Origin of the sequence: Arthrobacter sp. UNC362MFTsu5.1, assembly GCF_000685965.1 — a bacterium.
Classification (GTDB): Bacteria; Actinomycetota; Actinomycetes; order Actinomycetales; family Micrococcaceae; genus Arthrobacter.
Genome location: NZ_JMLE01000021.1, coordinates 49,930 through 74,941, shown reverse-complemented (window position 1 = coordinate 74,941; position 25,012 = coordinate 49,930). Strand labels below are relative to the sequence as shown.

At 65.2% G+C, this 25,012-nt stretch carries 22 protein-coding genes; 12 read left to right on the top strand and 10 right to left on the bottom strand.

The genetic code is table 11. The features are described 5' to 3' along the window. Positions 1–368: 368 nt before the first annotated feature. Both BS38_RS25585 and BS38_RS0117860 read left to right on the top strand, forming a co-directional pair. A complete protein-coding gene (locus tag BS38_RS25585) occupies positions 369–1,286 on the top strand; it encodes an Ltp family lipoprotein (RefSeq protein WP_081818958.1) in 918 nt (305 codons plus the stop codon). A gap of 905 nt (positions 1,287–2,191) precedes the next feature. Further along, positions 2,192–2,368: a hypothetical protein gene (locus tag BS38_RS0117860; protein ID WP_231511316.1), complete on the top strand. Its 177-nt coding sequence runs from the start codon at positions 2,192–2,194 to the stop codon at positions 2,366–2,368. A 145-nt stretch (positions 2,369–2,513) separates the two neighbouring features. Here BS38_RS0117860 and BS38_RS0117855 read toward each other — a convergent pair whose 3' ends face one another. Together BS38_RS0117855 and BS38_RS25580 are read right to left on the bottom strand one after the other, a co-directional pair. Further along, entirely contained in the window at positions 2,514–3,500 is a 987-nt protein-coding gene (locus BS38_RS0117855) for an ornithine cyclodeaminase family protein (RefSeq protein ID WP_028272039.1), read from the bottom strand. A gap of 43 nt (positions 3,501–3,543) precedes the next feature. Then, the gene (locus BS38_RS25580; protein ID WP_051629003.1) at positions 3,544–4,248 is read right to left on the bottom strand and encodes a GntR family transcriptional regulator; all 705 of its coding nucleotides are present in this window, start codon (positions 4,246–4,248) and stop codon (positions 3,544–3,546) included. 228 nt (positions 4,249–4,476) lie between these two features. On the opposite strand from BS38_RS25580, the gene BS38_RS0117845 reads away from it, so the two are divergent. The 6 genes from BS38_RS0117845 (at position 4,477) to BS38_RS0117820 (ending at position 11,312) form a co-directional block, all read left to right on the top strand. After that, positions 4,477–5,394: an ABC transporter permease gene (locus tag BS38_RS0117845; protein ID WP_028272038.1), complete on the top strand. Its 918-nt coding sequence runs from the start codon at positions 4,477–4,479 to the stop codon at positions 5,392–5,394. Then, positions 5,391–6,353: an ABC transporter permease gene (locus tag BS38_RS25575; protein WP_081818957.1), complete on the top strand. Its 963-nt coding sequence runs from the start codon at positions 5,391–5,393 to the stop codon at positions 6,351–6,353. The genes BS38_RS0117845 and BS38_RS25575 overlap by 4 nt, the downstream gene beginning before the upstream one ends. Continuing rightward, entirely contained in the window at positions 6,350–7,444 is a 1,095-nt protein-coding gene (locus tag BS38_RS0117835; protein ID WP_028272037.1) for an ABC transporter ATP-binding protein, read from the top strand. The genes BS38_RS25575 and BS38_RS0117835 overlap by 4 nt, the downstream gene beginning before the upstream one ends. Beyond that, positions 7,441–8,451, top strand: a complete 1,011-nt coding sequence (locus BS38_RS0117830; RefSeq protein WP_028272036.1) for an ABC transporter ATP-binding protein — start codon at positions 7,441–7,443, stop codon at positions 8,449–8,451. The genes BS38_RS0117835 and BS38_RS0117830 overlap by 4 nt, the downstream gene beginning before the upstream one ends. A gap of 69 nt (positions 8,452–8,520) precedes the next feature. Further along, positions 8,521–10,086, top strand: a complete 1,566-nt coding sequence (locus BS38_RS0117825) for an ABC transporter substrate-binding protein (RefSeq protein WP_028272035.1) — start codon at positions 8,521–8,523, stop codon at positions 10,084–10,086. Beyond that, positions 10,083–11,312, top strand: a complete 1,230-nt coding sequence (locus tag BS38_RS0117820) for an amidohydrolase (RefSeq protein WP_043439120.1) — start codon at positions 10,083–10,085, stop codon at positions 11,310–11,312. The genes BS38_RS0117825 and BS38_RS0117820 overlap by 4 nt, the downstream gene beginning before the upstream one ends. Before the next feature lie 49 nt (positions 11,313–11,361). On the opposite strand, the gene BS38_RS25570 is transcribed toward BS38_RS0117820, so the two are convergent. Continuing rightward, on the bottom strand, positions 11,362–11,958 hold the full coding sequence (locus tag BS38_RS25570; protein ID WP_156037169.1) for a hypothetical protein: 597 nt from the start codon (positions 11,956–11,958) through the stop codon (positions 11,362–11,364). Between the two features lie 228 nt (positions 11,959–12,186). Between BS38_RS25570 and BS38_RS0117810 the strand changes: the two genes are divergently transcribed. Both BS38_RS0117810 and BS38_RS27690 read left to right on the top strand, forming a co-directional pair. Further along, positions 12,187–12,867 (top strand): DUF998 domain-containing protein, encoded by a 681-nt coding sequence (locus tag BS38_RS0117810; protein ID WP_028272033.1) that lies wholly within the window; start codon positions 12,187–12,189, stop codon positions 12,865–12,867. A gap of 42 nt (positions 12,868–12,909) precedes the next feature. Next, the gene (locus BS38_RS27690) at positions 12,910–14,709 is read left to right on the top strand and encodes a hypothetical protein (RefSeq protein WP_231511315.1); all 1,800 of its coding nucleotides are present in this window, start codon (positions 12,910–12,912) and stop codon (positions 14,707–14,709) included. A gap of 81 nt (positions 14,710–14,790) precedes the next feature. Here BS38_RS27690 and BS38_RS0117800 read toward each other — a convergent pair whose 3' ends face one another. Genes BS38_RS0117800 through BS38_RS0117780 form a run of 5 tightly spaced genes read right to left on the bottom strand, consistent with a single transcriptional unit; the run spans position 14,791 to position 20,560 of the window. After that, positions 14,791–15,870 (bottom strand): LacI family DNA-binding transcriptional regulator, encoded by a 1,080-nt coding sequence (locus BS38_RS0117800; protein WP_156037168.1) that lies wholly within the window; start codon positions 15,868–15,870, stop codon positions 14,791–14,793. A gap of 38 nt (positions 15,871–15,908) precedes the next feature. Continuing rightward, positions 15,909–16,814, bottom strand: a complete 906-nt coding sequence (locus BS38_RS0117795) for a carbohydrate ABC transporter permease (RefSeq protein WP_028272031.1) — start codon at positions 16,812–16,814, stop codon at positions 15,909–15,911. Beyond that, the gene (locus BS38_RS0117790; RefSeq protein WP_028272030.1) at positions 16,811–17,692 is read right to left on the bottom strand and encodes a carbohydrate ABC transporter permease; all 882 of its coding nucleotides are present in this window, start codon (positions 17,690–17,692) and stop codon (positions 16,811–16,813) included. Before BS38_RS0117790 ends, BS38_RS0117795 begins: the two co-directional genes overlap by 4 nt. A 48-nt stretch (positions 17,693–17,740) precedes the next feature. Further along, entirely contained in the window at positions 17,741–19,078 is a 1,338-nt protein-coding gene (locus tag BS38_RS0117785) for an ABC transporter substrate-binding protein (protein ID WP_028272029.1), read from the bottom strand. Positions 19,079–19,123: 45 nt separating this feature from the next. Further along, the gene (locus tag BS38_RS0117780; protein ID WP_028272028.1) at positions 19,124–20,560 is read right to left on the bottom strand and encodes a family 43 glycosylhydrolase; all 1,437 of its coding nucleotides are present in this window, start codon (positions 20,558–20,560) and stop codon (positions 19,124–19,126) included. Positions 20,561–20,794: 234 nt separating this feature from the next. On the opposite strand from BS38_RS0117780, the gene BS38_RS0117775 reads away from it, so the two are divergent. Next, positions 20,795–22,354, top strand: a complete 1,560-nt coding sequence (locus BS38_RS0117775) for a glycoside hydrolase family 32 protein (RefSeq protein WP_028272027.1) — start codon at positions 20,795–20,797, stop codon at positions 22,352–22,354. Positions 22,355–22,365: 11 nt separating this feature from the next. Here BS38_RS0117775 and BS38_RS0117770 read toward each other — a convergent pair whose 3' ends face one another. Next, positions 22,366–23,076: a hypothetical protein gene (locus tag BS38_RS0117770; RefSeq protein ID WP_028272026.1), complete on the bottom strand. Its 711-nt coding sequence runs from the start codon at positions 23,074–23,076 to the stop codon at positions 22,366–22,368. A 133-nt stretch (positions 23,077–23,209) separates the two neighbouring features. Here BS38_RS0117770 and BS38_RS0117765 point away from each other — a divergent pair, with 133 nt between their 5' ends. After that, on the top strand, positions 23,210–24,103 hold the full coding sequence (locus BS38_RS0117765) for a potassium channel family protein (protein ID WP_028272025.1): 894 nt from the start codon (positions 23,210–23,212) through the stop codon (positions 24,101–24,103). Between the two features lie 205 nt (positions 24,104–24,308). On the opposite strand, the gene BS38_RS0117755 is transcribed toward BS38_RS0117765, so the two are convergent. Beyond that, a complete protein-coding gene (locus BS38_RS0117755) occupies positions 24,309–24,839 on the bottom strand; it encodes a GNAT family N-acetyltransferase (protein WP_028272024.1) in 531 nt (176 codons plus the stop codon). Between the last annotated feature and the right edge of the window lie 173 nt (positions 24,840–25,012).

Genomic DNA, 25,012 nt, shown 5'->3' with positions numbered 1-25,012 from the left:
TTTGTTCATTATTACGACGTCCCCCTAATCCGTGCGAGTGCCCTGAATTTACCCTTCAAACTGCGGAGCAAGCGCAGGACCAGCGCAGGAAAGCCTCAATTTTGACTGCCCACAAGTCCGTTTCCAACGATGTCCGAAATAATCTTGCACCCGCATTGCTATTTAGCTGCAAAGCGGTAATATCCGAACATGCGGGAATCTTGACCCGCCGTTTCTTGGGGGGAACTTTGGGGGCATTTTCTTGGCTCATCTGCCGACAGCGCGGTTCGGCCTGCTCTTATTGAACTCACAACCAACACTTCATTCGCATCAACCCAACAACGCTCATTTGTCATGCCTCAACGACATTGACGTCGAAAGGAATCTTCGTGAGTCAGCAATACCCGGTCGATTACGCGGCCGCCTTTCCCACCGGTTACAACCCGGCACCTGTAAGCAACAAGTCATTTCTAGCCACTTGGCTTCTTTCCCTGTTACTAGGCGTATTCGGCATTGATCGTTTTTACCTTGGAAAGATCGGCACGGGCATCGCTAAGCTCCTGACCCTGGGGGGATTGGGCATCTGGGCACTCGTCGACCTCATTCTCGTGCTGACCAACAAGATGCGCGACAAGCAGGGCCTTCCTCTGGAGGGTTACGACAGGCACAAGAAGGTCGCCTTGATCGTCACAGGAGTGGTCATCCTTCTGAGCATTGTCGTAAACTCCGCCCGCGCCGGATCAGCTCCCACGTCCGCCTCGTCCGTTTCCACAGTGAAAGATCCCGTTGTGGTTTCTACCGCAGCGCCAACAGAGGATCCTGCCATCGCCAAAGCTAAGGCAGACGCGGAGGCTGAGGCCGCGGCAAAGGACAAGGCTGATGCTGATGCTGCTGCCAAATCCAAAGCGGAGGCAGACGCTGCTGCAAAGGCAAAAGCTGACGCGGACGCCGCCGCGAAGGCCGCAGCCGATGCCGCCGCCAAGGCCAAGGCTGAGGCCGAGGCCGCGGCCAAGGCCGGGACGGTCAGTCAGCGGAATGCCTTGCGGAAAGCTGAGAGCTACCTCGATTTCAGCGCTTTCTCGCGTACCGGCCTGATCGGGCAACTGGAGTTCGAGAAGTATTCGACGGAGGATTCGACCTGGGCTGCGGACCGCGTAACTGTCGACTGGAACGAGCAGGCGGCCAAGAAAGCCAAGAGCTACTTGGAATTCAGTTCCTTCTCGCGTTCCGGGCTGGTCGACCAGCTGCTCTTCGAGGGCTTCACCCCAGAGCAGGCAGAGTATGGAGCAAGTACAACTGGTCTCTAGTGGTCTGGCTCAGTTCCCCGGATGATTTTTGGGTTCCAATGGGACCTTGGAACTGAGCCACCGACATACACACCGGACCGCGGTCGAAGACCCCTGGATGCTGTCCAGGGGTCTTCCCTTGAAGATCCGATTGGGCCCGCAACGGCTTCGAGCTTCCCTCGGCCGCTGCCGATGATGCCCAGTGCCGCCAGAACGCATCCGGGTCGCCTTCCAAACCTGTTGCCTTCAAACTGGATCAGGCACAATGAGAGTCCGTCGTCACGCCAGGTGCCGGCGGATTGCCTCCGCAAAGTCGCTGATGGCTACTAAATAAGCCATCAATGGGCAAAAATTCGCGCAGAACACACAGTGGAGTCCGGCCTACTTTTCTCCGGGATGCTGCTTCTTAGGCCCGGAGCAACCGTTTGATCAAGAATCGCTCAAGACCTACACAAACTTCACCCAGCAATCATAGATTGCACTTGTAGACACTCGCCGCTAGTGAACAATGGGATAATCCAGAAAATAGAATCTTGACTGCAGATGAGTTTAATACCTTTGCCATTCATATTCGTGAATAGTCAAATGGACCTGAGCGTCAAATGCAACACAAGCCATCCGCTTTTGGTAAAAAATGGTGACATGGATGCACGGATTTTGCAGAAAAATAACTAGGGGGAATTGGTTTGAAACTCATCTCAACTTTGGCCAGCGGCGCGCTCCTATGCTTGGCCCTATCAAGCTGCGCTGCTGGGTCGCCCCAAGCTGTTCCGACCGTCACGCACACCGTCACTCAGACGGCAACGGTGACAGCGACCGCCACAATAACAGCTGAACCTGTTGCGCCTGCCGTCGTGGCGGCTCCCGCGCCTGCGCCGGCTCCCGCGGCCCCGGCGACTGCGGCAATTCCGGTCAACGCTGCGGGGATGAATGCAGAGGCACTCGATGACGAACTCTCGGCCCTGGGTTTCAAGAAGATCGTTTACAACTCTGACACTGGCAAGACCGTGTTATTGCTCAGCAACTGGACAGTGACAGGTATCGATAACGCCGGCGTGGAACAAGCCGTCGATAAGGCCGTGGTCGTTCACGTAACGAAGTAGCTCTATCCCCGTCCCTGCCCCCGTTCCGCGCACAGGGTTGCGGGGGCGAGGCGGGTGTTCGCTGGCGTCTGCTTGAATGCGGTGGCCCGGTGGGCCCGTTCGATTTGGAGCGGCTGCCGAATCTGGGGGCCGCAACGCTCGCAACTCACCCCGCCATGTCTACCCGAACCCCAAGCCCACGCTCAACCGCGGCGTCGTACAGCAGCCGCCCGATTGCCACATCCTGCATGCCGATCCCCACGGAGTTGAACAGGGTGATGTCGCCCTCATCCCGGCGGCCGGGGACCTGACCCGCCACTACCTGCCCCAGCTCGCCGCGGATGTCACCCACGGAAACGGCGCCTTCCGAAACTGCCATCAGCAAGTCGCCGGATTTCTCGGTGACGGTCGCGACACTGTCCACGAACAGGCTGGACCGGGCCATGCCCTCGGAGTCGATCTCCCGGTGCGTCGGACGGGGCCGGGCGCCGACCGCGTTAACGTGCAGCCCGGGCAGGAACCACTCGCCCCGCACCAGCGGCTCCACCGACGGCGTTAGCGTGCACAGCACATCAGCTGCCTCCACCACGTCCCGGATCCCGCCGGCGGCCACCACCTTCACCGGAAGATGATCGATCTTCGCCCGGAAAGCGTCCACCGTGGCGGCGCTGCGGGACCACACCACCACCGTGTCGATCGGCAGCACCGTGAGCATTGCCTCCACATGCGCCACCGCGAGCGCCCCGGCACCGATCAGCCCCAGCGTGGAACTGTTCGGCCGGGCAAGATGCTTGCTGGCCACAGCACTGGCGGCGGCGGTGCGCACGCGGGTGGGCACCCGGCCGTCCAGCAGGGCAAGGCACTCTCCCGTCCGCTGGTCCGACAGCACAATACTGGATCGCTGGGTGGGCAGCCCGGCGTCGCGGTTGGCCGGAATGTCGGCCAGCAGTTTCACGCCGGCCAGCCCCTGGGCATCGCCCAGGCCGGACAACAGGATGAAGCGCCCGTCGGAGGACGGCAGGTGCAGGGACGTCGGGGGCGGCTGGCAGGCGTCACCTTCGGCGATCGCGGCAAAGGCCTGCTCGACGGCGGTGATGGTGGCCGGCATGTCGGCCAGGGTTTCAAGAACGGAAGCTGTGAGCACGAGCGTCATGGGTACCTCGAAAGTGGTAGGCAAAGGAGAAAACAGGAAACAGCTAGGCAGGGCTGCGGGTCTTGCGCCCGCGCCGCGGCACGGGCTCGCTGGGCAGGCGTTCGCTCAGGTGCGGCAGGGAGGCATGCCGCCCCCGCTCCACATGCGCACTCGCCAGGGCCTCGGCCAGCGCGGGCCGTCCCTCCGCGATGGCATGCACCAGTTCGGCGTGTTCTTCCCACATCCCGGGAGTATCCCGTTCCGGAGTGAGGCGGAACAGCCAGCGGACCCGGCCGTTGAGCAGGCTGGACAGCCGGCGCAGGAGGTCGTGGTCCGCCAGTCGCACGATCTCCTCATGCAGGTCCGAGTTGCGTCCGGACGCCTGCTCCCCCGGAACGCCGGTGCGGGCGAACTCCAGCGACGCCAGCAGGTCCTCGGGGCTGGCACCGCCGGCCACCCGGAGCGCCGCGCACTGGGCCGCGAACGGCTCCAGCCGCAGGCGAAGGTCAAAAACCTCCACGGCATCCCGCAGCGTGAAGGTGTGCACAAAACTGCCCCGCCGAGCTTCGGAGTGGATGAACCCCTCAGCCTCAAGCAGCGGCAGCGCTTCCCTCAAGGGGATGCGGGAAACTTGCAGCTCGGCGGACAGCTCACGTTCATTAAGCTTGCTGCCGCCGGGAAGCTGGCCTGAAATGATGCGTTCCCGCAGCGCCTCAGCCACTTGCTCCGACAGGCCTGGTCCCAGCTCTGAAGGCTCCGGGTTTGCCATAGCTTCTCCTCATTTTTCAGGGCAAGAAATGCAGTTTGGTATTCCAAGCATGCACTTACGAGCTTATCAAGGCCAATATTGCGCTATTTGGTATTCAAAAGTTTCCGGCATGTTTAACCTCGATGACGATCCGGTCAACTGGGCCGAAAGCCCAAAAACCGCCCTTACGCTGTGATCGGAACCCCTGCTCGAGGGGAATGCAACAACAACTTTCTGAGAGGGGGCACAGTGCCCCAGTACCTGATCAAACGCATCGGCCAGGCGGTCTTCACCCTCTTCTGCGTGCTGACCTTCGCCTTCGTCCTGGGCCGGGCCACGGGCAAACCCGCCGGCCTGCTCCTGCCGGACAGCGCCACCCCCGCAGAAGTGGACGCCCTCAACGGCGCCCTCGGCTTCAACGAACCCCTGCACGTCCAGTACCTGACCTTCCTGGCCAATGTACTCCGCGGCGACTTCGGCACCTCCTACCGGCAGCGCGAATCCGCCCTGGCGCTGATCGCCGAACGGCTCCCCGCCACCTTCGAACTGGCCTTTTGGTCCTTCCTGCTGGGCCTTCTCCTGGCCGTCCTGGCCGCCACCGCCATCCAGCTGACCGGCAGCCGGACCCTCCGCTCGCTCTTCATCTGGGGCGGATCGCTCCGCCACTCCGTCCCGGACTTCTTCTTCGCCCTGCTCGCCGGGCTGCTCTTCTCCGTGGCGCTGGGCATGCTGCCCTCCCTCGGCAGGACCAGCCCCGCAAGCCTGGTACTTCCCGTCCTCACCATCGCCACGGGGCAGTTCGTCCTCTACGTCCGGCTCATCGACTCCGCCCTCAGTGACCAGGCCGGCCAGGACTATGTCCGCACCGCCTTCTCCAAAGGCCAGAGCCGGGCCCGTGTGCTGTTCTCCCACATGCTCCCCAACTCCGTACTGCCGGTGCTCACCATGGCGGGCCTGAACCTGGGATCCCTCCTCGGCGGGACCGTCGTCGTCGAGGCAGTCTTTGCCTGGCCCGGCCTGGGCCAGGTGCTCACCGAGGCCGTCAGCCAGCGCGACTTCCCCATCGTCCAGGCCGGACTGCTGGTAGTGGCCCTGATCTTCGTCACCGTGAACCTGGCCGTGGACCTCATCGCCGCCAAGATCGATCCGAGAGTGAGCCTGGCATGACCCAGCAGCTCCTGCCCACCGACCCCACCCTAGTTCCCCCCGCCACACGCTCAGGCGACAGTCGCCAAGGGGACCAACATGGCAAAGTACGACGGCGCCCTGCCGCCGCACGCGGCAAGCGCGGCGCTGCTGCTTCCCCCGCCTTCGTGGCCGGCTGCGTGATGCTGGGCCTGGTACTCCTGCTTGCCGCCGGCGGCGCCCTGCTCCCCGGCTACGACCCCTTCGGCCAGGACCTCTCCGCGGCCATGCGCAAGCCCTTAACCGATCCGGACCACCTGCTGGGAACGGACTCCCTGGGCCGGGACATGCTCAGCCGCCTGTCCCTGGCCAGCTTCGTCACCCTGGGCATCGCCCTCGCCGTCGTCATCCTGAACGCCGTGATCGGCACCGGGCTGGGCATGGCGGCCGGCTACTTCGGCGGCCGGCTCGACTCCGCCGTCACCACCCTGGCCGACGTCAACCTGGCCATGCCCGTGGTGCTGCTCCTGATCGCCGTCGCCGCCGTCACCGGCCCCAGCGCCACGTTGACCATCGCCACCCTTGGCTTGACCTACTGGGTGGGCTACGCCAGGGTCAGCCGGAACCTGGCCCGGTCCCTGCGGAACCGCGACTTCGTCCTGGCACCGCTCACCCAGGGCGGCGGACACGGCTGGGTGATCCGCAAGCACATCCTGCCCAACGTCTTCTCCCAGACCCTGATTATCGCCGCCACGGACATTGCCACCATCATCCTCATCGAATCCTCCCTCGAGTACCTGGGCCTGGGCGTCCAGCCGCCCGTTCCCAGCTGGGGATCCATGATCTTCGAGGGCCAGAAATACCTGGGCACCAACCCTTGGCTGGCCGTCCTGCCGGGCATCGTGATGTTCCTGACCGTGGCCGGCGCCCAGTTTGTCAGCCAGCGCTTCACCGCCGAAGGAACCACCGGCGCACTCCTGCGGAAAGGACGCACAGCATGAGCACCACCTACACCGGCCCGCTGCTGTCAGTGCAGGACCTCACCATCGAAGTAAGGGGCGACGACGGCCCGGTACGGCTGGTGGACGGCGTCACCTTCGACGTCCACCAGGACGAGGTGTTCGCCCTGGTGGGCGAGTCCGGCTCCGGCAAGAGCCTGACGGTCCTGGCCATCATGGACCTGCTGCCGCCGGGCGTGCGGATCGCCTCCGGACGGATCCTGTTCCGCGGCCGCGACCTGGCACAACTGCCCGAGGCCGAGATGCGCCGCCTCCGCGGCAAGGACCTGGCCATGGTGTTCCAGGACCCCATGTCCGCCCTGAACCCGCTGCAGCGCGTAGGGCGCCAACTCGCCGAAGCCGTGAAACTGCACGCCTCCGGACTGAACCGAAAGCAAACCGCGGACAAAGTGCACAGCCTGCTGGCCGCCGTCGGCGTTCCCGATCCCCAAGGCCGAGCCGCTTCCTATCCGCACCAGTGGTCCGGCGGCATGCGGCAGCGGGCCATGATCGCCATGGCCATGGCGCACGATCCCGGCCTGCTGATCGCCGATGAACCCACCACAGCACTGGACGTCACGGTCCAGGCCCAGGTGATGGACGTCCTGGCTGAGGCCCGGCGCCGGGCGGGCTCGGCCATGATCCTCATTACTCACGACCTTGGACTGGTGGCCGAGGCCGCGGACCGGGTGGCCGTCATGTACAGCGGCCGGGTGGTGGAAACCGCTGGCGTGCACCAGCTGTTCAGCTCCCCTGCCCACCCGTACACCGCCGGCCTGCTGGCCAGCGTCCTGGGTGAAGGGACCGCCGGCGAACGCGCCTTCGCGATTCCGGGTTCGCCCCCGGCCGCCGCCGAACGGCCCGCCGGCTGCGCCTTCCAGCCGCGCTGCCACCTCGGCAGCGGCCGGGACAAATGCACCGCTGCCCGGCCGCTGCTCACGCTGCTCCCTACTCCCCCGTCCAGCGCCGAAGGCGCCGCACAGCCCCAGGGAATGGCGCACCCCGACGGCGCCGCACACCCCGGCGGGCGTGCCGCGGCCTGTCACTTCGCCGGCGAAAGCACCCTGCAACTGCTGAAAGGACAACCGGTATGAGAACCGACACCCCGGCCCCGCCCTTCCTGGACGTCCTGACCATCCAAGACCTCATGGTCGAATTCCCGGCCCGCGGCCCGCTGTTTTCCCGCCGCACCCTCAAGGCCGTCAACGGCGTCTCCCTCCACGTGGCACCCGGCGAAACCCTGGGCCTGGTGGGTGAATCCGGCTGCGGCAAATCCACCCTGGTCCGCACCATCCTGGGCATGAACAAACCCACAGCCGGCACCGTGGCGGTGGGCGGCCGCAACCTCGCCGGACTGCTGAACGGCCGCCGCCGGCAGGAACGGGCCCGGATGCAGATGGTGTTCCAGGACCCGTACTCCTCGCTGGACCCGCGGATGACCGTGCACGAGATCATCGCCGAGCCGCTGCGGATCAACGGCCAGTACACCGCCGCCGCAGTGAACCGCTTGCTCGAACAGGTGGGTCTCACCGAGGCCATGGGCGGCCGCCGGCCCTCCGAGTTCTCCGGCGGCCAGCGCCAGCGGGTGGGCATCGCCCGGGCCCTGGCCCTGAAGCCGGAGCTGCTCATCCTAGACGAACCGGTGTCCGCCCTGGACGTGTCCGTACAGGCACAGGTGATCAACCTGCTCCAGGACCTCCAGGCCGAGCTGGGCCTCTCCTATCTGTTCATCGCCCACGACCTCTCGGTGGTGCGGCAGATCAGCCACCGCGTGGCAGTGATGTACATGGGCAGGATTGTGGAAACAGGGCCAGTGGCGGACGTCTTCAACAACCCGCAGCACCCCTACACCCGGGCGCTGCTGTCCGCGGCCCCCGTGGCCGATCCGGCAGCTGCCGCATCCCGGCAGCGGATCGTGCTCCGCGGCGACCTGCCGGACGCCGCCAACCTGCCGTCCGGCTGCTCGTTCCGCACCCGCTGTCCGATGGCCACGGAAGCCTGCGCCGCCGTCGTACCCCAGCTCCTTCCCCCGGTGCCCACCCAGGCGGACTTTCCCGTCCGCCCGGCGCACCAGTCCGCCTGCCTGCTGGTCCATTCCTAGGCACCCGCAGCCTCGCACGTCCCTCCCAACCCCGGCCGCACCGGCCAACCACACCTTCCAGGAGAACCCATGCCGATGTCCCATGCCCGCTCCCCGTTCCGCCGCGCCCTGCCCGTCCTCTCCGTGGGCCTCGCCTCCGCGCTAATGCTCACCGGCTGCGCCGGCGGCTTCGAATCCACCTCCGGCTCCTCAGCCGAGGCCGGAACCGGAACCGGAGGCAAGATTGTGGCGGCCCTGCCCACCGACCCCACCTCCATGAACCCGGTGAAGACCGGCAGCCTGGTGGTCCTCTCCGTCTTCTTCAACACCTTCGACCAGCTCACCAAGATCACCGCGGACGGATCGCTGGAGCCCAAACTCGCCACCAAATGGACACCCAACGCAGACCTGACCACGTGGGACTTCACCATCCGGGAAGGAGTCACTTTCACCAACGGCGAGCCGCTGACGGCCGATGACGTGGTGTTCTCCTTTACCCGCATCCTTGAGGACCCCACCTCGGAAAACTTCGGCTACCTCAGCTCGCTGGCATCGGTGGAAAAGGTGGACGAGGTCACTGTGCGGTTCAACATGAAGGCGCCTTTCTCAGCCTTCCCCCGCAACACCTCACTGATCTCCATCGTCCCGGACCAGGCGTACGCCGCCATGGGTCCGGAGGCCTTCGCAGCGGCTCCGGTGGGCTCCGGCCCTTTCAAGTTCGAGAAGATCCAGCGCGGTGTTGCCTATGACCTGGTCCGCAACGATTCCTACTGGGGCGAGCCCGCCAAGCTGGACGCCGTCAGCCTGGTGCCGGTCGCCTCGGACGAGTCCCGCGTCAACGGCGTCCTCTCAGGCTCCCTGGATGTGGCCCAGATCAGCCCTGCCCAGGTGGAACCGGTCAAGGGGTCCGGCGCGGCGAACGTGCAGTCGGAGCTGTCCAACGGTGTGGTGTTCCTCGGGGTCAACTCCAAAACCGGCATCCTGGCCGATGCGAAGATCCGCCGGGCGATCGGAATGGCCATCGACAAGAAGGCCATCGTGGGCACCGTACTGTCCGGCCTCGGCGAACCGGCCACCCAGATGCTCGCCCCGGCTGTTGAGGGCTTCGTCGCCGGGCTGTCCGACGGCGGCTACAACCCGGACGAGGCCAAGAAACTGCTGGCAGAAGCCGGGTACAACGGCGAAAGCATCGACTTCGAGTACGCCCTCGACGGCCGGATCCCGCTGAGCGGCGAGGTGGCCCAGGCCATCCAGGGCTACCTCACCACCGCAGGAATCAAGGTCAACCTGGTGGGCGCTGACCAAGCCACCCACACACTGAAGGTCCGCAACCGGCAGATGAAGGGCATCTACTTGAACACCTGGGCACCGTCCACCGTGGACGGCGATCTGCCGCTGACCGACTTCTACGAGAAGGCCGGCAACAACAACTACGCCCAAGACCCCAGGACCGCCGAGCTGGCCGTCAAGCAGCGCGGTGTTGAGGGCAAGGACCGGCTGTCCGTCTTTGACGAGCTCCTGGGCCTCAGCAACGAGCAGGGCTACTACATCCCGCTCTACGTTCCCGCCAACAACTTCGCCGTGGACACTAAGCTGGACTGGACCCAGCGGGCCGACGGCCTCTACGACTTCTCCACGACGGGACTGAAGAAATGACCCTGGTCCTCCGCAACGTCCGCCCCTGGGGCGGGGACGCCACTGACGTGACGCTCGACGGCGGGGTCATCACCGCCGTCGGGCCCGCCGCCTCGGAGGGGGCTGCTCCTGCCGGTTCAGCGTCGGAGGGTGCCACCGTCGTGGAGGGGCGCGGCCGCATCCTGCTGCCGTCCTTCTCCGACGTCCACGTCCACCTCGACTCCACCCGGCTGGGGCTGCCGTTCCGCCCGCACACCGGCGGGCCGGGCGTGTGGAACATGATGCTTAACGACCGGCACAACTGGCGCGGCGCGGAGGCTTCTGTTGCAGAGCGGGCCACCCTGACGCTCGGGGCCATGATCGAGCGCGGCACCACCCGGGTGCGCAGCTACGCCCAGGTGGATGTCGACGCCGGGCTGGAGCGTTTGGAGGGCGTGCTGGCTGCCCGTGAGGCACACCGGGACCGGGCCGACGTCGCTGTGATCGCGTTTCCGCAGGCCGGGCTGCTGCGGGAGCCGGGCAGCGCTGAGGTGCTGGAGGAGGCGCTCCGGCTGGGCGCCGACGTGGTGGGCGGGATTGATCCCTGTGCTCTGGACCGCGATCCGGCCCGCCACCTGGACATCGTGTTTGGCCTCGCCGAGAAGTACAGCGTGCCGGTGGACATCCACCTGCACGAACCCGGCCAGCTGGGACTGTTCAGCGCCCAGCTCATCCTGGAACGCACCAAGGCGCTGGGCATGCAGGGCCTGGTGACCATCTCGCACGGCTACGGCCTCGCAGATCTGCCGGCCGGCCAGCTCCACGAACTCATCGAGGAGATGGGGGCGCTGGATGTGTCGATGGCCACCATCGCCCCCGCCGGCGCCCCGCTTCCCCTGCAGCAGCTCGCTGCCGCCGGTGTCCGGGTTGGACTGGGCCAGGACGGGCAGCGCGACTACTGGTCGCCGTACGGGAACGCGGACATGCTGGACCGCGCCTGGCAGCTGGCGTTCACCAGCAAGTTCCGGGCAGACGAGCTTATAGAGCACTGTGTTGCCGTAGCCACCATCGGCGGGTCCAGCGTGATCGATCCCCGGACGCGGCGGCTGGCTTCAGTGGCGGACCGGCCCGGGCTGGCGGTGGGCGACCCAGCAGAGTTGGTGCTGGTGGAGGGTGACACCGTGACGGCGGCGGTGATGGACAGGCTGCCCGGCCGCACTGTTATTCACCGTGGCCGCGTGGTGGCTGACCGGCTTCAGCTGGTCTGACCGCAGGGAATCGGCCGCCAAGCTGGCTGCGCCTTAGGCCGTCAGCCGCTCAGTTGCGTACCTGTTCAGGGGCACTCTCTGCAGGGAATTCCGTTTCGACGGAATTCCCTGCAGAGATCTGCCGCTTGACCTGCTCAAGCTCATCTTCGAGCAGGTCAACTTTGGTACGGTATTTTTCGAAGTCCGCCGATCGGCGCCTGGCCATGGCAAAACTGATGACTGCGGCGAGAACGGCAAGCGGGAACGAGAGCAGCAAGGCCCAGCCGGACAAGGCAAGGAAGTCCATGGCTATGGGAAGTGCCTGCTTGAATGCCAGGAAGTCGTTCACCCCACCGACCACGCCCTGCAGAGCGGAGTCCAGGGGGCCAAAGTACTCCCCCACGATCGGCGTCTCGGAAAACGACGGAGCGCTCAAGGGCGGTTCTCCCCCTGCTGACCAGCGCGAGTCACGGAAAGTGTTCAGGACGTAGATCCCTGCACCCGCGTTGAGTGCCGCGAAGAGCAGGACGGCTCCCAGCGCAGTCCAGTGGAGCCTGCGCCAACGCCAGAGGCCGGCCACAATCGCGAAAACGGCGGCGGCAATCCAACAAAAGTTGCGGAGTTCGTCGCGGCTCAGGCCGCCCAGCAGATCCAACGTATTCCCCACCCTTTGCAGTTGATGCTTGTTCCGGTCCCAAGCAATGCCTGTTCAGGTCCCAAGGGAGCCTATCCCAGTCCCCCGGACATGCCGCGGTTGATACGGGTGCGGGGCAAGGCCGTTCGGCCCTATCAACCGGCGGCAACCGGGCCAAAGCTTAAGACAGATAGGCGCTGGGGCAATCGCCCGCGGGCCCCTGCACCTCTGCCGGACCGCGGACTCTGAGGACATCCGGACATGTCAATCGACAAGCGCCAGCCCCCGCTGCGCAGGCGGGCCGCGACGCAGGAAAGTCAGCCCCATGAGGTGACCCGCAAAGTCCTCCTCGCCGCAGGAGCGCTGTCATCGCTGCTGTACGTGGTTGCCACAGACGTGGTGGCGGCGTCCAGATGGGACGGGTACCGGCGCACCGAGCAGATGGTCAGCGAACTCTTCGCCGTCGGCTCCCCCGGCCGGGACGTTCTGCTCCCCTTCACTTGGCTCTACACGGTGCTGTTCACCGCGTTCGGGGTGGGCGTCTGGATCTCCGTGCGCGGCAACCGCGCCCTGCGCATCGCCGGCGGCCTGCTCATCGGGTACGGGCTGTGGAACATCATGGGCGCCCTCTACCCGCTGACGCTGGGGGACGATACTTCCATTCCCATGCATATCCTCGCCACCAACGTCCAGCTCGCCCTCATGGTCGCGGCAATGTGTTTCGTGGCTGTGGGCTTCCACGGCGGGATGCGCGCGTATTCGATCGCTTCGCTCGCGGCTTCCGCGGCGATGGGTATGGTGGCGTTCATGGCTGCGCCGGGACCGAACCTCGTGCTGGGCATCAGCGAACGGATCAGCATCGGGGCATTCCTGCTCTGGGTCGCGGTCCTGGCGGTCGCGCTGTGGAAGCAGCCTGCGGCTGACAGAACATCACGGGTTTAGGCGCCATCCCCTCACCGAACACCTCCGTGGAAGTGGCCAACGATGCTCGAAACTGCACGCAACACCAGGACCGACGGACGCCGCGACCTGGTCACCGAACTCCTGGGCCTGTGGCTGGTGCTGGCCGTCTTCCTGGACGGCTGGGCGCACCTGAACCTTCCCAGCCTGGAGACGTTCTTCACCCCGTGGCACGCCGCCCTCTACTCCGGCATGCTGGCGACGGCGGCGTGGACCGCCGTCGTAATCTTCCGGAACCGGGCACCGGGGCAGCCGCTAGTTCAGTCCATCCCTGCCGGCTACCGGGGCACCGTGGTGGGGCTCATCCTCTTTGCCACCGCCGGCGGCCTGGACCTGCTGTGGCACGAGCTCCTGGGTATCGAGGTCTCGCTGGATGCCTTGGTCAGCCCCACCCACCTGCTGCTCGGATTCAGTCTCTTCCTCATCCTCGGTACCGCGGTCCGGAGCGCCCGGGCCAGTCATTCAGCCAGCCCCGGCGATCACCCGGCCCTGCCCCCGGCGACGCTGTTCGCCGTCGTACTGATGACCGGGCTGGGGGCGTTCTTCCTCATCTACGTCTCCGCCTTCGTCCGGCCGGGGCCAACGGCCCTCTTTGTTCCGACGCCGGTCGGCAGCCCCGGGCGCGTCCAGGCGGAGCTGCCGGTAGTCGTCACCCTGGCCAGCTACCTGCTGACCACCTTGCTGATCATCGCGCCCTTCCTCTTCACGCTCTCCGCGGCGAAGCGTCCGGTCCGCGGGGTTGTCACCCTGCTGGTGGCCGCGGCGGCGTGGCTGCCCGTCGCGATGCTGGGATTCCGCACGTATTCCATTGCGGGAGCCGCGGGCGCCACCATTGCCGCCGTCGCGGCTGACCTGATGCTGGCCCGGCTTCCGGCAACCTGGCTGCGCAGGCGGCTGCCGGCGGTCACGGGAGGAATCGCGGCGGTCCTGTGGACGGGACAGCTCCTGGCGTTCGCGGTGACGGACGCGATCCGCTGGCCCGTCTCGCTCTGGCTGGGCGCAGTAGTGCTTAGCGCCGCGGTGGCCGCGGGGCTCGCCCTCCTCAGTTCCTGGGCTCCGGCGGGTTCGGCGGGTTCGGGGGCTCGGGGCCGGACCTCGCCGCGCGGTAGCCGCCTCTCACCTCCAGAGGCGGACGCCGTTCATAATGACCAAGTGATCACGCTCGTCAAAGTCCTCCACACCATCCTCTTCACTGCCGGCTACCTGGCCATCGCCGTGGTTGCCTCAGTGATCAGCTACTACGGCAGGCCGGAGCTAGGGCTCGGCATCATCCTGACCGCAACCGCCATGTTGGTGACCCTGCTCATCGCTTCCGCCGTGGTCAATCGCCGACAGAAGCGGGCGGTGGAGTCCGCCAAGGATGCGGAGGCCGCTGCCGCGGCCGGACACACCAGGACCTACAGCGCGAACGTCTCTGAATCCTACGAACATGATGCCCTCACTGTTTGGTCGCTGATCCGGCCGGCCGAGAGCGCCGTGTTGCTCTCGAACGCACAGCGGGCTTTCACCGTGCCGGGGACACCTGCTGGCGTCGGGGAACAGCAGTGCTTCATCGGCCGCGACGGTTCAGTTTCCGTCATCGAGGTCATCGGTGAAGAGGGCCCTTGGTGGGCAACAACCAGGCCCATCTCGCCGGGCGAGATGAACAGCCGCTCGACCTATCGCCTTGAGCCGACCTCCACCGGATGCACTCTCACTCTTGGGACCGTCATTGAACTCCCTGCAAACGAAGTGCTTGCAGAGGACCCCGACCAATGGTGGGAAACCCAAATGAGGCCCTACCTGACCCGGATCAAGGAAGTCCTGGCCGCCCGGCAAACGTAGCGCGCCCGGACCGAGGCGACGCCGGCACCCAACCGCGTGCCGCCGTCGTGCTTTCCCCACGAGCCCCGCAACCCAAGCAACCTACGCCGGCGAGTGCACCGCCACGGATGCCCGTTCAACGGCGGGGCACATGATCTTCACCGCGGCGTCGCTGGAGGCCTCGTCCAGGCCCAGCAGCATGCGCACTCCTGCCGCCCCGAGTTCGTAGTGGGGCAGGGACACTGTGGACAGCGGAGGCCGAAGGTGGGCCGCGATAACTTCCTGGTTGTCGAAACCCACCACGGCCATGTCATCCGGAATGGAGAGCCCGTTTTCCCGCAGGCCGTCGTATAGTCCCATGGCCATCCGGTCGTTGTAGCAGTACACAGCGGCGACGTTGCGCTTGAGCAACTCTTCGGTGGCGCCGTAGCCGCCTTCCTGGTCCGGATAGGCTTCCAGCACCAGGTCCGGGTCGAACGGAATTCCGGCAGCCTCCAGCGCATCCTTGTAGCCCTGGAGCCGTCCGTCCCTGGCGGGCGCGGGGGTGGTGGCGTTGATAAAGGCGATGCGCCGGTGGCCGCCGCGGAGCAGGATTTCCGTCGCGGACTTCCCGCCTTGCTCTTCGTCGGGCACCACGGCACGGGCAGCGCCGGGCTCCGGCGAGAAGCAGTTGACCAGGACGAAGTCCGCCTCGCGAAGCGTCTCCGGCACCACAGTGGGACGGTGGAACCATGTGGAGTACAGGATGCCGCGCACCTTGTATTCCAGCATCATGGCGATCGCATCCGTTTCCAGGTCGCGGTTCCCCTCGGTGTTGGCGATCAGCAGCGCGTAGCCGTGCTTCCAGGCTTCGTCCTGCGCCCCGTGGATGATCTGACCCGCGAACGGGGTGGTAGCCACACCGTCTGCGACGAGGCCGATGAACCGTGAGGTGCCGCTGACCAGCGTCTTCGCCATCGCGTTTGGGCGGTACCCGAGCTGCCGGATCGCGTCCTTGACGCGCTGACGCGTCTGCTCGGCAATGCGGGCGTTCTTCTTCTTGTTGATCACCAGCGACACCGTGGCAGTGGACACACCGGCTGCTTCAGCTACTTCGCGGAGGGTGACCGGCTGGGCACGGCTTTTCCTCACAGGAACGTCGGGGGTGGCCGCGTTGCCTGAGTCTTTCTCCTGCGAAATCATCTGTCCTCCATCAGGAGTATATCCATCTGCCATGGCCGTCATCCCTTCGTCGCCCCGCTTTCCAAGCCCTGGATCATGGCTTTGTTCAGGACGAGGAAGACCAGGAGCAGGGGCGTGATGGTGACGCACACGGCAGCGAAGGTGGCTGTCCAGTCCACCTTGCCCATGGCGCCGATGTAGTTCTGCAGGCCCAGGGGGATTGTTTTCAGGTCCTCGGAGAGAACGAACGTGTTGGCGAAGATGAAGTCGTTCCAGATGAAGATGCTGTTGACCAGCACCACCGTGACCACTGTGTTCAGCGACAGCGGCAGCGTAATCAGTCCGAAGATCCGGTACGGCCCGGCGCCGTCAAGGGAGGCGGCCTCGTAGGTTTCGCGGGGGATGTATTCGAAGAACGATGAGAACAGGTAGATGGACATGGGCAGCGCGAAGCCGGCCAGGGGGATGATCATCGACTGGTAGGTGTCCAGCAGGTTCACTGTTGAGTAGTCGATGAACAGCGGGACCAGGGCGATCTGGACGGGAACGATGATTCCGATCAGGAACAGCCCGCGGACAAACTTGCTCAGCCGGAAACCCAGGACCTGGATGGCGTAGGCGGCCATCATGCCGAACAGGACGATCAGGACGTTGGCGCCCATGGTGACGATGAAGCTGTTCAGGATGTTCCTGCCGAGATCGCCGGTTTCGAACGCCCGTGCGTAGTTCTCCCATGTCAGCGAGCTGGGCAGGGCGAACGGGTCGCCGGTGGCGAAGTCATGCTCGGTGCGCAGGCTGGTCAGGAACAGCCAGGCGAGCGGATAGACCTGGACGATCACGATCAGCATGATCAGCACCCGCGACAGGGTCCGGTACAGGCTGGGCTTCCGGCGTCGCCTTGGGATGGCGGGTGTGGGGGGCACGACGGCGGCGGGTGGAGTAGCCGGGGCTGTTTGGGTGATCAAGAGTCTGCCTTCCGCTTGAGCATGAACAGGATGAGGCCGACGGCGACCAGGCACTCGATAACGATGAACACGGAGATGGTGCTGGCGTACCCGAAGTCGGTGCTGGTGAACGCTGTTTTGTACATGTACGTGGTGAGCAGTTCCGAGGACTGGCCGGGGCCGCCGTTGGTCATGAGGTAGGGGATGTCGAAGCCGCGCAGGCCGTAGGTGGTGGCCATGATGGTGGTGGTGATCCACACCGGCCTGATGTACGGGAAGCGGATCTTCGTGAAGAGCGTCCACTTTGAGGCACCGTCCAGAACGGCAGCTTCTTCCAGCTCCTTGGGCACGGCGATCAGCGCGGCGTAGATGATGAGCATGTACAGCCCGGTGAACCGCCAGCCCTCGGGAGCGGAGACCGCGGCAAGCACCGTGTTGACGTCGGACAGCCAGGCGCGCTCGAAGGTGCCGAGCCCGATCCAGTGCAGCAGCTGGTTGAGCAGTCCCACCGGGTCGATGGAGTAGATGCGCACGAAGAGGAACGCGATGGCCACCGTGGAGATCACGGCCGGCAGCAGGTAGAGGGTCTTGATGAGCTCCCGCCCCCGGCGCAGGGACGTGAGCAGGCTGGCTACAACCAGGGCGCCGCCGAGCTGCAGGACCAAGCAGATGGCCAGGTAGAGGAGCGCGTTGAAGAATGAGCGCCAGAAGATGTCATCGGCGGTGAGCATCCGGACGTAGTTGTCCAGCCCGATGAACTCCATGTCGCTGATGCCGTTCCACGAAAAGAAGCTGAGGAACAACGATTGGAGAATCGGGAAGAGCACGGCTGCGCAGTAGAGCAGCAAGGGTGGAAGCAGGAAGACCAGGACTGAGGTCCTTGACCGGTTGGGAAGCATGGCTGGGCCTTTCGGGCGGGGGACCTTCCGGTCCCCCGCCGCTGCGGTTTACTTGAAGAACTTGGGGGCGTTCTGCTTGATGGTGCTGTCCATGGTGCTGGTGAACTGCTCCGGCGTGATGTTGCCCTGAACCAGGAGCACGAGTTCCTGCTGGAGCCTGCCGTTGGTGGTGGGGTCCAGCTGGGTGTCCCACGGCATGGCCTGCTTTGCCCCGAGGGTGTCCGCCGTATCCAGCGCCTTCTTGTACAGCGGGGTGGCGTTGGCCGGGACCGTGGTCTGCACATTGGTGGTGGGCGAGAGGGCACCCGTGGCCGCGTACTCGGCGGGGTACTTGGCCAGGGCAAACTTCAGGAAGTCACTCACCAGCGGATCGTAGGTCTTGGCGTTGACCGCCATTCCGATGCCGGACGGGGAGACGAACTCGTTGGCCGCCGTCGCCGAACCGGCTGTGGTGGGCAGGGTGAAGAAGTCGACGTCGTCCCGGACTGCGGAGTTCAGCTTGTCGGTGGCCAGGCTTGGCAGCTCCCACGTGCCGATGTTGTACATGGCCGCCTGGCCGGACGTGAACTGGTTCTGCGCGTCCGAGTAGCCCTGGGCGGAGAAGCCGTCCTGGAAGCACTTGGCCTTGCCCAGCGCGGCCATCCACTCAACGGTCTTCTGCCCGGCAGGATCGGTGAACGCCGCCTCGCCCTTCTTCAGCTTCTGGACGAACTCCGGGCCGGCTGCCCGGAACGGCTGATAGGCCACGTAGCGTTCCAGCGGCCACTGGTCCTGGCCGTCAATGGCGATCGGCGTGATCCCCGCACTGCGCAGCGCCGTGCACATTGCAGGGATGTCGTCGAGGGACTTCGGTACCGTGACGCCGGCCTTTTGCAGCAGCGCCTTGTTGTACCAGAAGTACTCCAGCTCGAACTGGAACGGGATCATGTACAGGGAGCCGTCGTCAAAGCGCTGGTAGTCCAGTGCCCCGGGCCGGTAGTCATCGTAGATGTCCAGCGTTTTCAGGAGCTTCTCGGCGTCGACCATTTTGCCCTGCTTTGCCAGATGCTGGGCGAAGGGCGTGGCGTCCGTATCGAAGAGCTCCGGCAGCTTGTTGGCTGCTGCCAGGGTCTCCAGCTTCTGGATGTAGGAGGGCCGGTCCGGGGTGGTGATGAGGTTCAGTGCGAAGCCCGGGTGGTCCTTGGCATAGTCGTCAGCGAGCTTCTTCATGATGTTGATGACTGCCCCGTCGGCCGGACGTGACAGCAGCCACGAAATTTCACGGGGTTTGATCTCCCCGGTGGGGCTGACGTTGGCCGGGTCGCTGGAGGCTCCGACGCCGCCGCAGGCTGACAACGCCAGGGCTGCGGCGGCTGCGACGGCGGCAGCACGGATTAGTTTCTTCATTGCGGCAATCTCCCTTGATTGGGTCAGTAATTGGGGTGCGGATGTTCAGTTGTCGGTGCGTTTACGTATCTCAAGGTCCGTGACGGTGACGGATCCTTCGCCGGCGAAAAGGCCGATCCGTCCCGCGGGCAGGTCGTAGATCCGGGTGCTGAGCGCAACCTGCCGGTCGACGACGGCGACGCACAGGTCGCCGTCGACGATCACCTCCAGGGTGTGGGGGCCGGGGGCGAGATCGCAGGGGCGCTCCAGTTCGACGTCGAACGGGACGTCCCCGGACACGTGCCATTGGGCGCCTCCGGTGATGGCCCGCGGCCAGCGGTCGAAGACGAGCCGGCCGCGTTTCGGTTCCAGTCGCAGAACGTACGAGTGGTCCCCGTCCTGGCTGGAGCGCAGCAGCAGCCCGCATTCTGTGGTGCCGGGGGCGATGTCCAGCACAGCCTTGGCATAGAACTGGCCGGGCAGTACCTCGTCGGATACGACGGCGGTGTACCCGTCCGGCGCGTCCAGCCGTGCAGGCAGCCCGCCCGTCAATGAAACGGGGACATCGTCCCAGAAGCTGTCCACGAGTTCGTCGGCGAAGCCGAACGCGAGCGTCCCGTCCGGGTTCTGGCGGGCTTCCAGCACGGACATGGTGCCCGCCCACTGCCAGGCGCCGTCGTCGGAATTTCCTTCCTTGCTGGCGATCCAGCCGAAGAAGAAGCGGCGGCCGTCCCGTTCGGCGCTCTTTGAGGCGTAGAACGCCCGGCCGTCGATGCTGTCCCGGTCCGGGACGGTCCACGGCCCGTCGGGGCTCTTGGCCATGCGGTACCGGGTGGTAAACGATTCGGAAAACTCGGAGTAGACCATGTACCACCAGCCGCCCCATGAGAAGACGTCCGGGCATTCATGCGTGATGTAGCGGCGCGGATCCCAGAACGGTTCCGCGTACTCCCAGGTCATCAGGTCGGTGGAGACGCATTGGGCGATGACGCCGCGGCGCCGTTCCGGTCCGGCGGAGTGCCGGGCCGCCAGCAGCATCCGCCACCGGCCTGCGCTCTCATCCCGGAACACGAACGGATCCCGCCAGTCCCCGGACTCGAAGCCGTCCGGGGCGCCGAAAGTGAGTTCGGGATGCTTGGTCCAGGACTGCATTCCGTCGGTGCTTGTGGCGTGCATGACCAGCTGGAGAGGCGCCCCGTCCGCTCCCAGGTTGCGCGGGTTCTGCCCGGTGTAGAACAGGTGGTGGATGCCGGTTTCGTCAACCACGATGCTGCCCGTGTAGGCGTTGAAGTCGAGGTCGTCCTCGGTGCCGTGCGGCAGGGCGACGCCGTGGTCCTCGAACTGCGTGAGGTCCTTGGTGGTGACGAGGTTCCATGACGTGCCGGGTTTCGGGTCCGAGCGTACTTCGTGGAGGTAGAAGAGCCAGAACTCCCCGTCCTTCTCGAAGGGGATAAGGTCACCAACCCATCCATCGGTGGGCTGGAAGAAGACTGAGCGTTTCATCTGCGCTGATGTCCATTCTGCTAAAGCGTTTGATCACCATGAACCTAGCGCCAACCATGGTTGGTGATCAAGCGTTTTAGCAAACTTTCTTTTTTGTGTAGCCGCCAAGCCGTGCCGCGCCGGGGCAGCGGCGGATCCATTTTGATTAAACGCTTGACCACCATCGGCGATTCGCACTATCGTCTGCGTAGCCGGCAAGAGTCTGCGCCCCTCAACGTTGAGAGGAACCACCTGATGACGCACGACATCTCACGACGCACTGCCCTGCAAGGCGCAGGCATCGGAGCCCTTACGCTTTTCGCCAACAGCGCCGTCCCCGCTGCAGCGCATGCCCGGTCATCCCTGCGGGCCGTCTTTCATATGACTCCCCCGTCGGGCTGGCTGTGCGACCCGCAGCGCCCCGTCTATACCAACGGCGCCCACCAGCTCTACTACCTGCACTCCGGGCAGAACAACGGCCAAGGCGGCTGGGACCACGCGACCACCAGCGATGGCGTGTCGTTCACCCACCACGGCACGGTGATGCCCCTGCAACCCGATTTCCCGGTGTGGTCCGGATCCGCCGTCGTCGACACCGCCAACACCGCCGGCTTCGGCGCGGGGGCGGTGATCGCGCTCGCAACACAGCCCACCGGCGGGATCCGCAAGTACCAGGAGCAGTACCTCTACTGGTCCACCGACGGCGGCTACACCTTCACGGCGCTCCCCGACCCGGTGATCGTCAACACGGACGGCCGCACGGCCACCACACCCGCAGAGATCGACAACGCAGAGTGGTTCCGCGACCCCAAGATCCACTGGGACGCGGTTCGCAGCGAATGGGTGTGCGTGATCGGGCGGGCGCGCTACGCGGCCTTTTACACCTCGCCGAACCTGCGGGACTGGCAGTGGAAATCCAACTTCGACTACCCGAACCACGCCCTCGGCGGGATCGAGTGCCCGGACCTGTTCGAGATGACCGCCGGCGACGGCACACGGCATTGGGTGCTCGGCGCTAGCATGGATGCCTACACCGTGGGCCTGCCGATGACCTTCGCGTATTGGACGGGCACCTGGAACGGCACGGCGTTCATCACCGGCAACCTCACACCGCAGTGGCTCGACTGGGGCTGGGACTGGTACGCCGCCGTGTCGTGGCCGTCGGTCGAGGCGCCGGAGACAAAGCGCCTCGCCGTCGCCTGGATGAACAACTGGAAGTACGCGGCCCGCGACGTGCCCACCGATGCGTCCGACGGGTACAACGGGCAGAACTCGATCGTGCGGGAACTGCGGCTGGAGCAGCAATCCGGCGGCTGGTACAGCTTGCTCAGTACGCCGGTCGAAGCGTTGTCGGGCTACGTGACCGCCACCACCACGCTGCCCGACCGCACGGTCAACGGCAGCTCCGTGCTGCCGTGGAACGGGCGCGCCTACGAGCTGGAGCTCGACATCTCCTGGGACGCGGCTGCTAACGTCGGAGTCTCGGTGGGCCGCTCCCCGGACGGCCTGCGCCACACGAACGTTGGCAAGTATGGCGGCGAGCTGTACGTGGACCGCGCGCCCTCGGACCAGAGCGGCTTCGCGCTCGCGCCCTACTCGCGTGCTGCCGCGCCCATCGACGCCAACGCGCGGTCGGTGCACCTGCGCATCTTCGTTGACACGCAGAGCGTCGAAGTGTTCGTGAACGCCGGGCACACGGTGATTTCGCAGCAAGTGCACTTCGCCGACGGCGACACCGGCATCTCGTTCTACACCGACGGCGGCCCGGCCAACTTCACCGGAATTACGCTCCGCGAGTTCGGCAACCCCATCTAGCTGCTGAGGCGCTACCCGTGGGTGACTGCAGCGCCCAGCAGGCCAAACAGCGTCCCTGCCACCAAGGCAATGAGGGCACGTTTGCCGGTGGGATACAGCCAGCGCACCGCGAACACGGCTACAGCCATGATCACGCCGTTGACTGCGCTCAGGATCACCGCGATCCACTCGGACCCGGTGGCCACCCCGAAGCCTCCGCCGCTGCAACCGCTGATCCCGCACCAGGCAAAACCCGCCACCATCCACTGCGGAAGACTTAGCAGCACCGCCACCGGCACGGCCCACCAGAGCTTCCCGACGTCCGGGGTTATCCCGCGCAATTTCTCCCTCGGATACCGGGGCGTGGCGGCGGGCATGGTGTGGGCCGTGCCGGCGGCCGGAACCAGTTTGCGCTTCCGGGCGCTCAGGACAATCCATCGGAAGAGGCCCGCGTTGACGATCGCAAGGACGAGGTATCCGAAATAGTAGAGAACCGTGGTCAGGCCCAATAGGGCGCTGGCGTCAAAGGTGCCGATGACGAAATATGCGAATGACACGGGCAGCGTCAGCACCACCATGGCGAGCAGCAGGCCCTCCTTGAACCCGGTGTCCAGGTCCAGTAACAAGCCGCTGCCAAGCAGCACAGCTGCCACTACGGCAAACGTCACCGACAAATAGACGACGACGGCGGTGCTGGCCCAGCGCGGCAGGGCCCTATCCTTCGAACGAACTACTCCACCCACAACGCTCCCCTTGACGTCGTTCCGGCCCCTCCTCGAGGGAACCTTGGCCGTCGACGCGCCCACGGGCTGCCGGCACTTTTGATGGTCGCACGCTTGCTGCTCCTCAGGAAGCATGCGCCCCTAAGATGAGGCCATGGACTTCGAGGACACGCTCTGGACGGTTTTGGGGTTCGGCCTGGTTCTGCTGATGATCGTCGACGTCTTCCGCACGCTGCTTTATCCGCACGGTTCCGGGCCCCTGGGCCGGACGATCATCCGCGGATTCTGGCTGGTCTCGAGAAAACTACGGGGCCGGGGCTCCTTCATCGCAGCCCCCTTGGCGATGGCCGCTGTCATCGGCGCCTGGGCAAGCCTGGCCGCCATCGGCTGGGCCCTGCTCTACCTGCCCCATCTGACGGAGGGTTTTGTCTACGGCGCCGGCGTTCCCCTGCGGGCCGACTTCGCCGAAGCCCTCTACATCTCCCTGGTCACCCTCTCCACCGTGGGGTTCGGCGACATTGTGGCGGTGCATCCGCTACTCAGGCTGGTTGTGGCCCTCCAGGCCGTCACCGGTTTCGGCTTGCTGACAGCAACGGTCACCTGGATCCTGCAGACCTACCCGGCCCTGAACCGCCGTCGTGCCCTCGCCCACGAACTGAACCTGTTCAGGGAAGCTGCAGGCCCGGCGGGCGTATCGTCACTGGACCCCAAGCACGCCGCCGGGCTGCTGGAGTCGATGGCCGGAAATGTGGCGTCGGTGAGCATAGACCTGCTGGCGTTCCACGAAACCTATTACTTCCGCGAAGTGGAGCTGCGCGGTTCCCTTCCGGCCACAGTTGCCTACGCCCAGGAACTGGCATTCGACGCCCAGCGCAGCGAGAGCCCTGAACTGCAGTTCGCCGGACGGATGCTCCACGCGGCCCTTGACGGTCTCGCGGAAGTCCTGCGCGGCAAATTCGGCCATTCCGGAACCACATCCGCCGATGTGTTCGACAGCTACGAGCTGCACCACCGACACGTCCGGCGTGGGAAGACGAACACGGACTAACGCCGGGACATGCACGGTCACTGGGGTCCCCGGCACCTGGACGGACGGTGCTGGACATAGCCGACCAGGCGGGCATCCGGCTGCTGAACCGTGACCGCATGCGGCACGACACCGAGGGCATCCAGAACTGGAACCCCGTCCGCAGGACCGTGGGGCGTTCTTGGCGCGGATGCTTTAGCTTGAAGTCGCACCAGCCCCGTCTGACTTAGGACCGCGCCACATCAATCCAGTAGCGCCTAAATGGCCGCCCGTTCCCGCCCATCCTCACGTCCTCGAGCAGGCCTCCACAGCGCTCGATAGTCCTGACTGACGCTGCATTTGCATCATCGCAGGTCAGAAGAACGCGATCATGCTCTTCCTGCGCAGCCAAACGGGCACACACTTCGTGCAAAGCCCACGATGCCGCCCCCCGCCCTCGATCGGACGGCCGGACCCCGTATCCGATATGCCCGCCCGAGTTCAGGAGGGCCGGGGTGAGGTAGTGGCGGAAGGCAATCGCCCCCACGTACCGCGAGCCCTCCGTGATCCACCGGTAGGTGCAAGGAACAATGCCGCCCGCCTCGGCAGCCCGTTCAGCACGCGAGAGTCTTTGGACCCACTCGGCGAACCCCTCCGGGCTGGTGACGTCGTCGTCTGGGAACAGGCCGGCACCGTCCTGGTGAGCGCCGCCCCACTCACGGTGAGACTCGGCAAACGACGGGTAGAAGGATGTTTCCGGGACAACAAGTTCAAACATGCACACGACTCTATACGCGTTGCAACCTACGTTTGTAACACGATTCGGCATACAAAGAATTTCCAGTCAACAGGCTTGTCAAATCTGTGACAGATGTCGTAGATTCAATCCGTCCAACAAATTGATAAACCTAGAGGAGTGATCCCGTGCTGAAGCTCAAGCGACTGACCAAG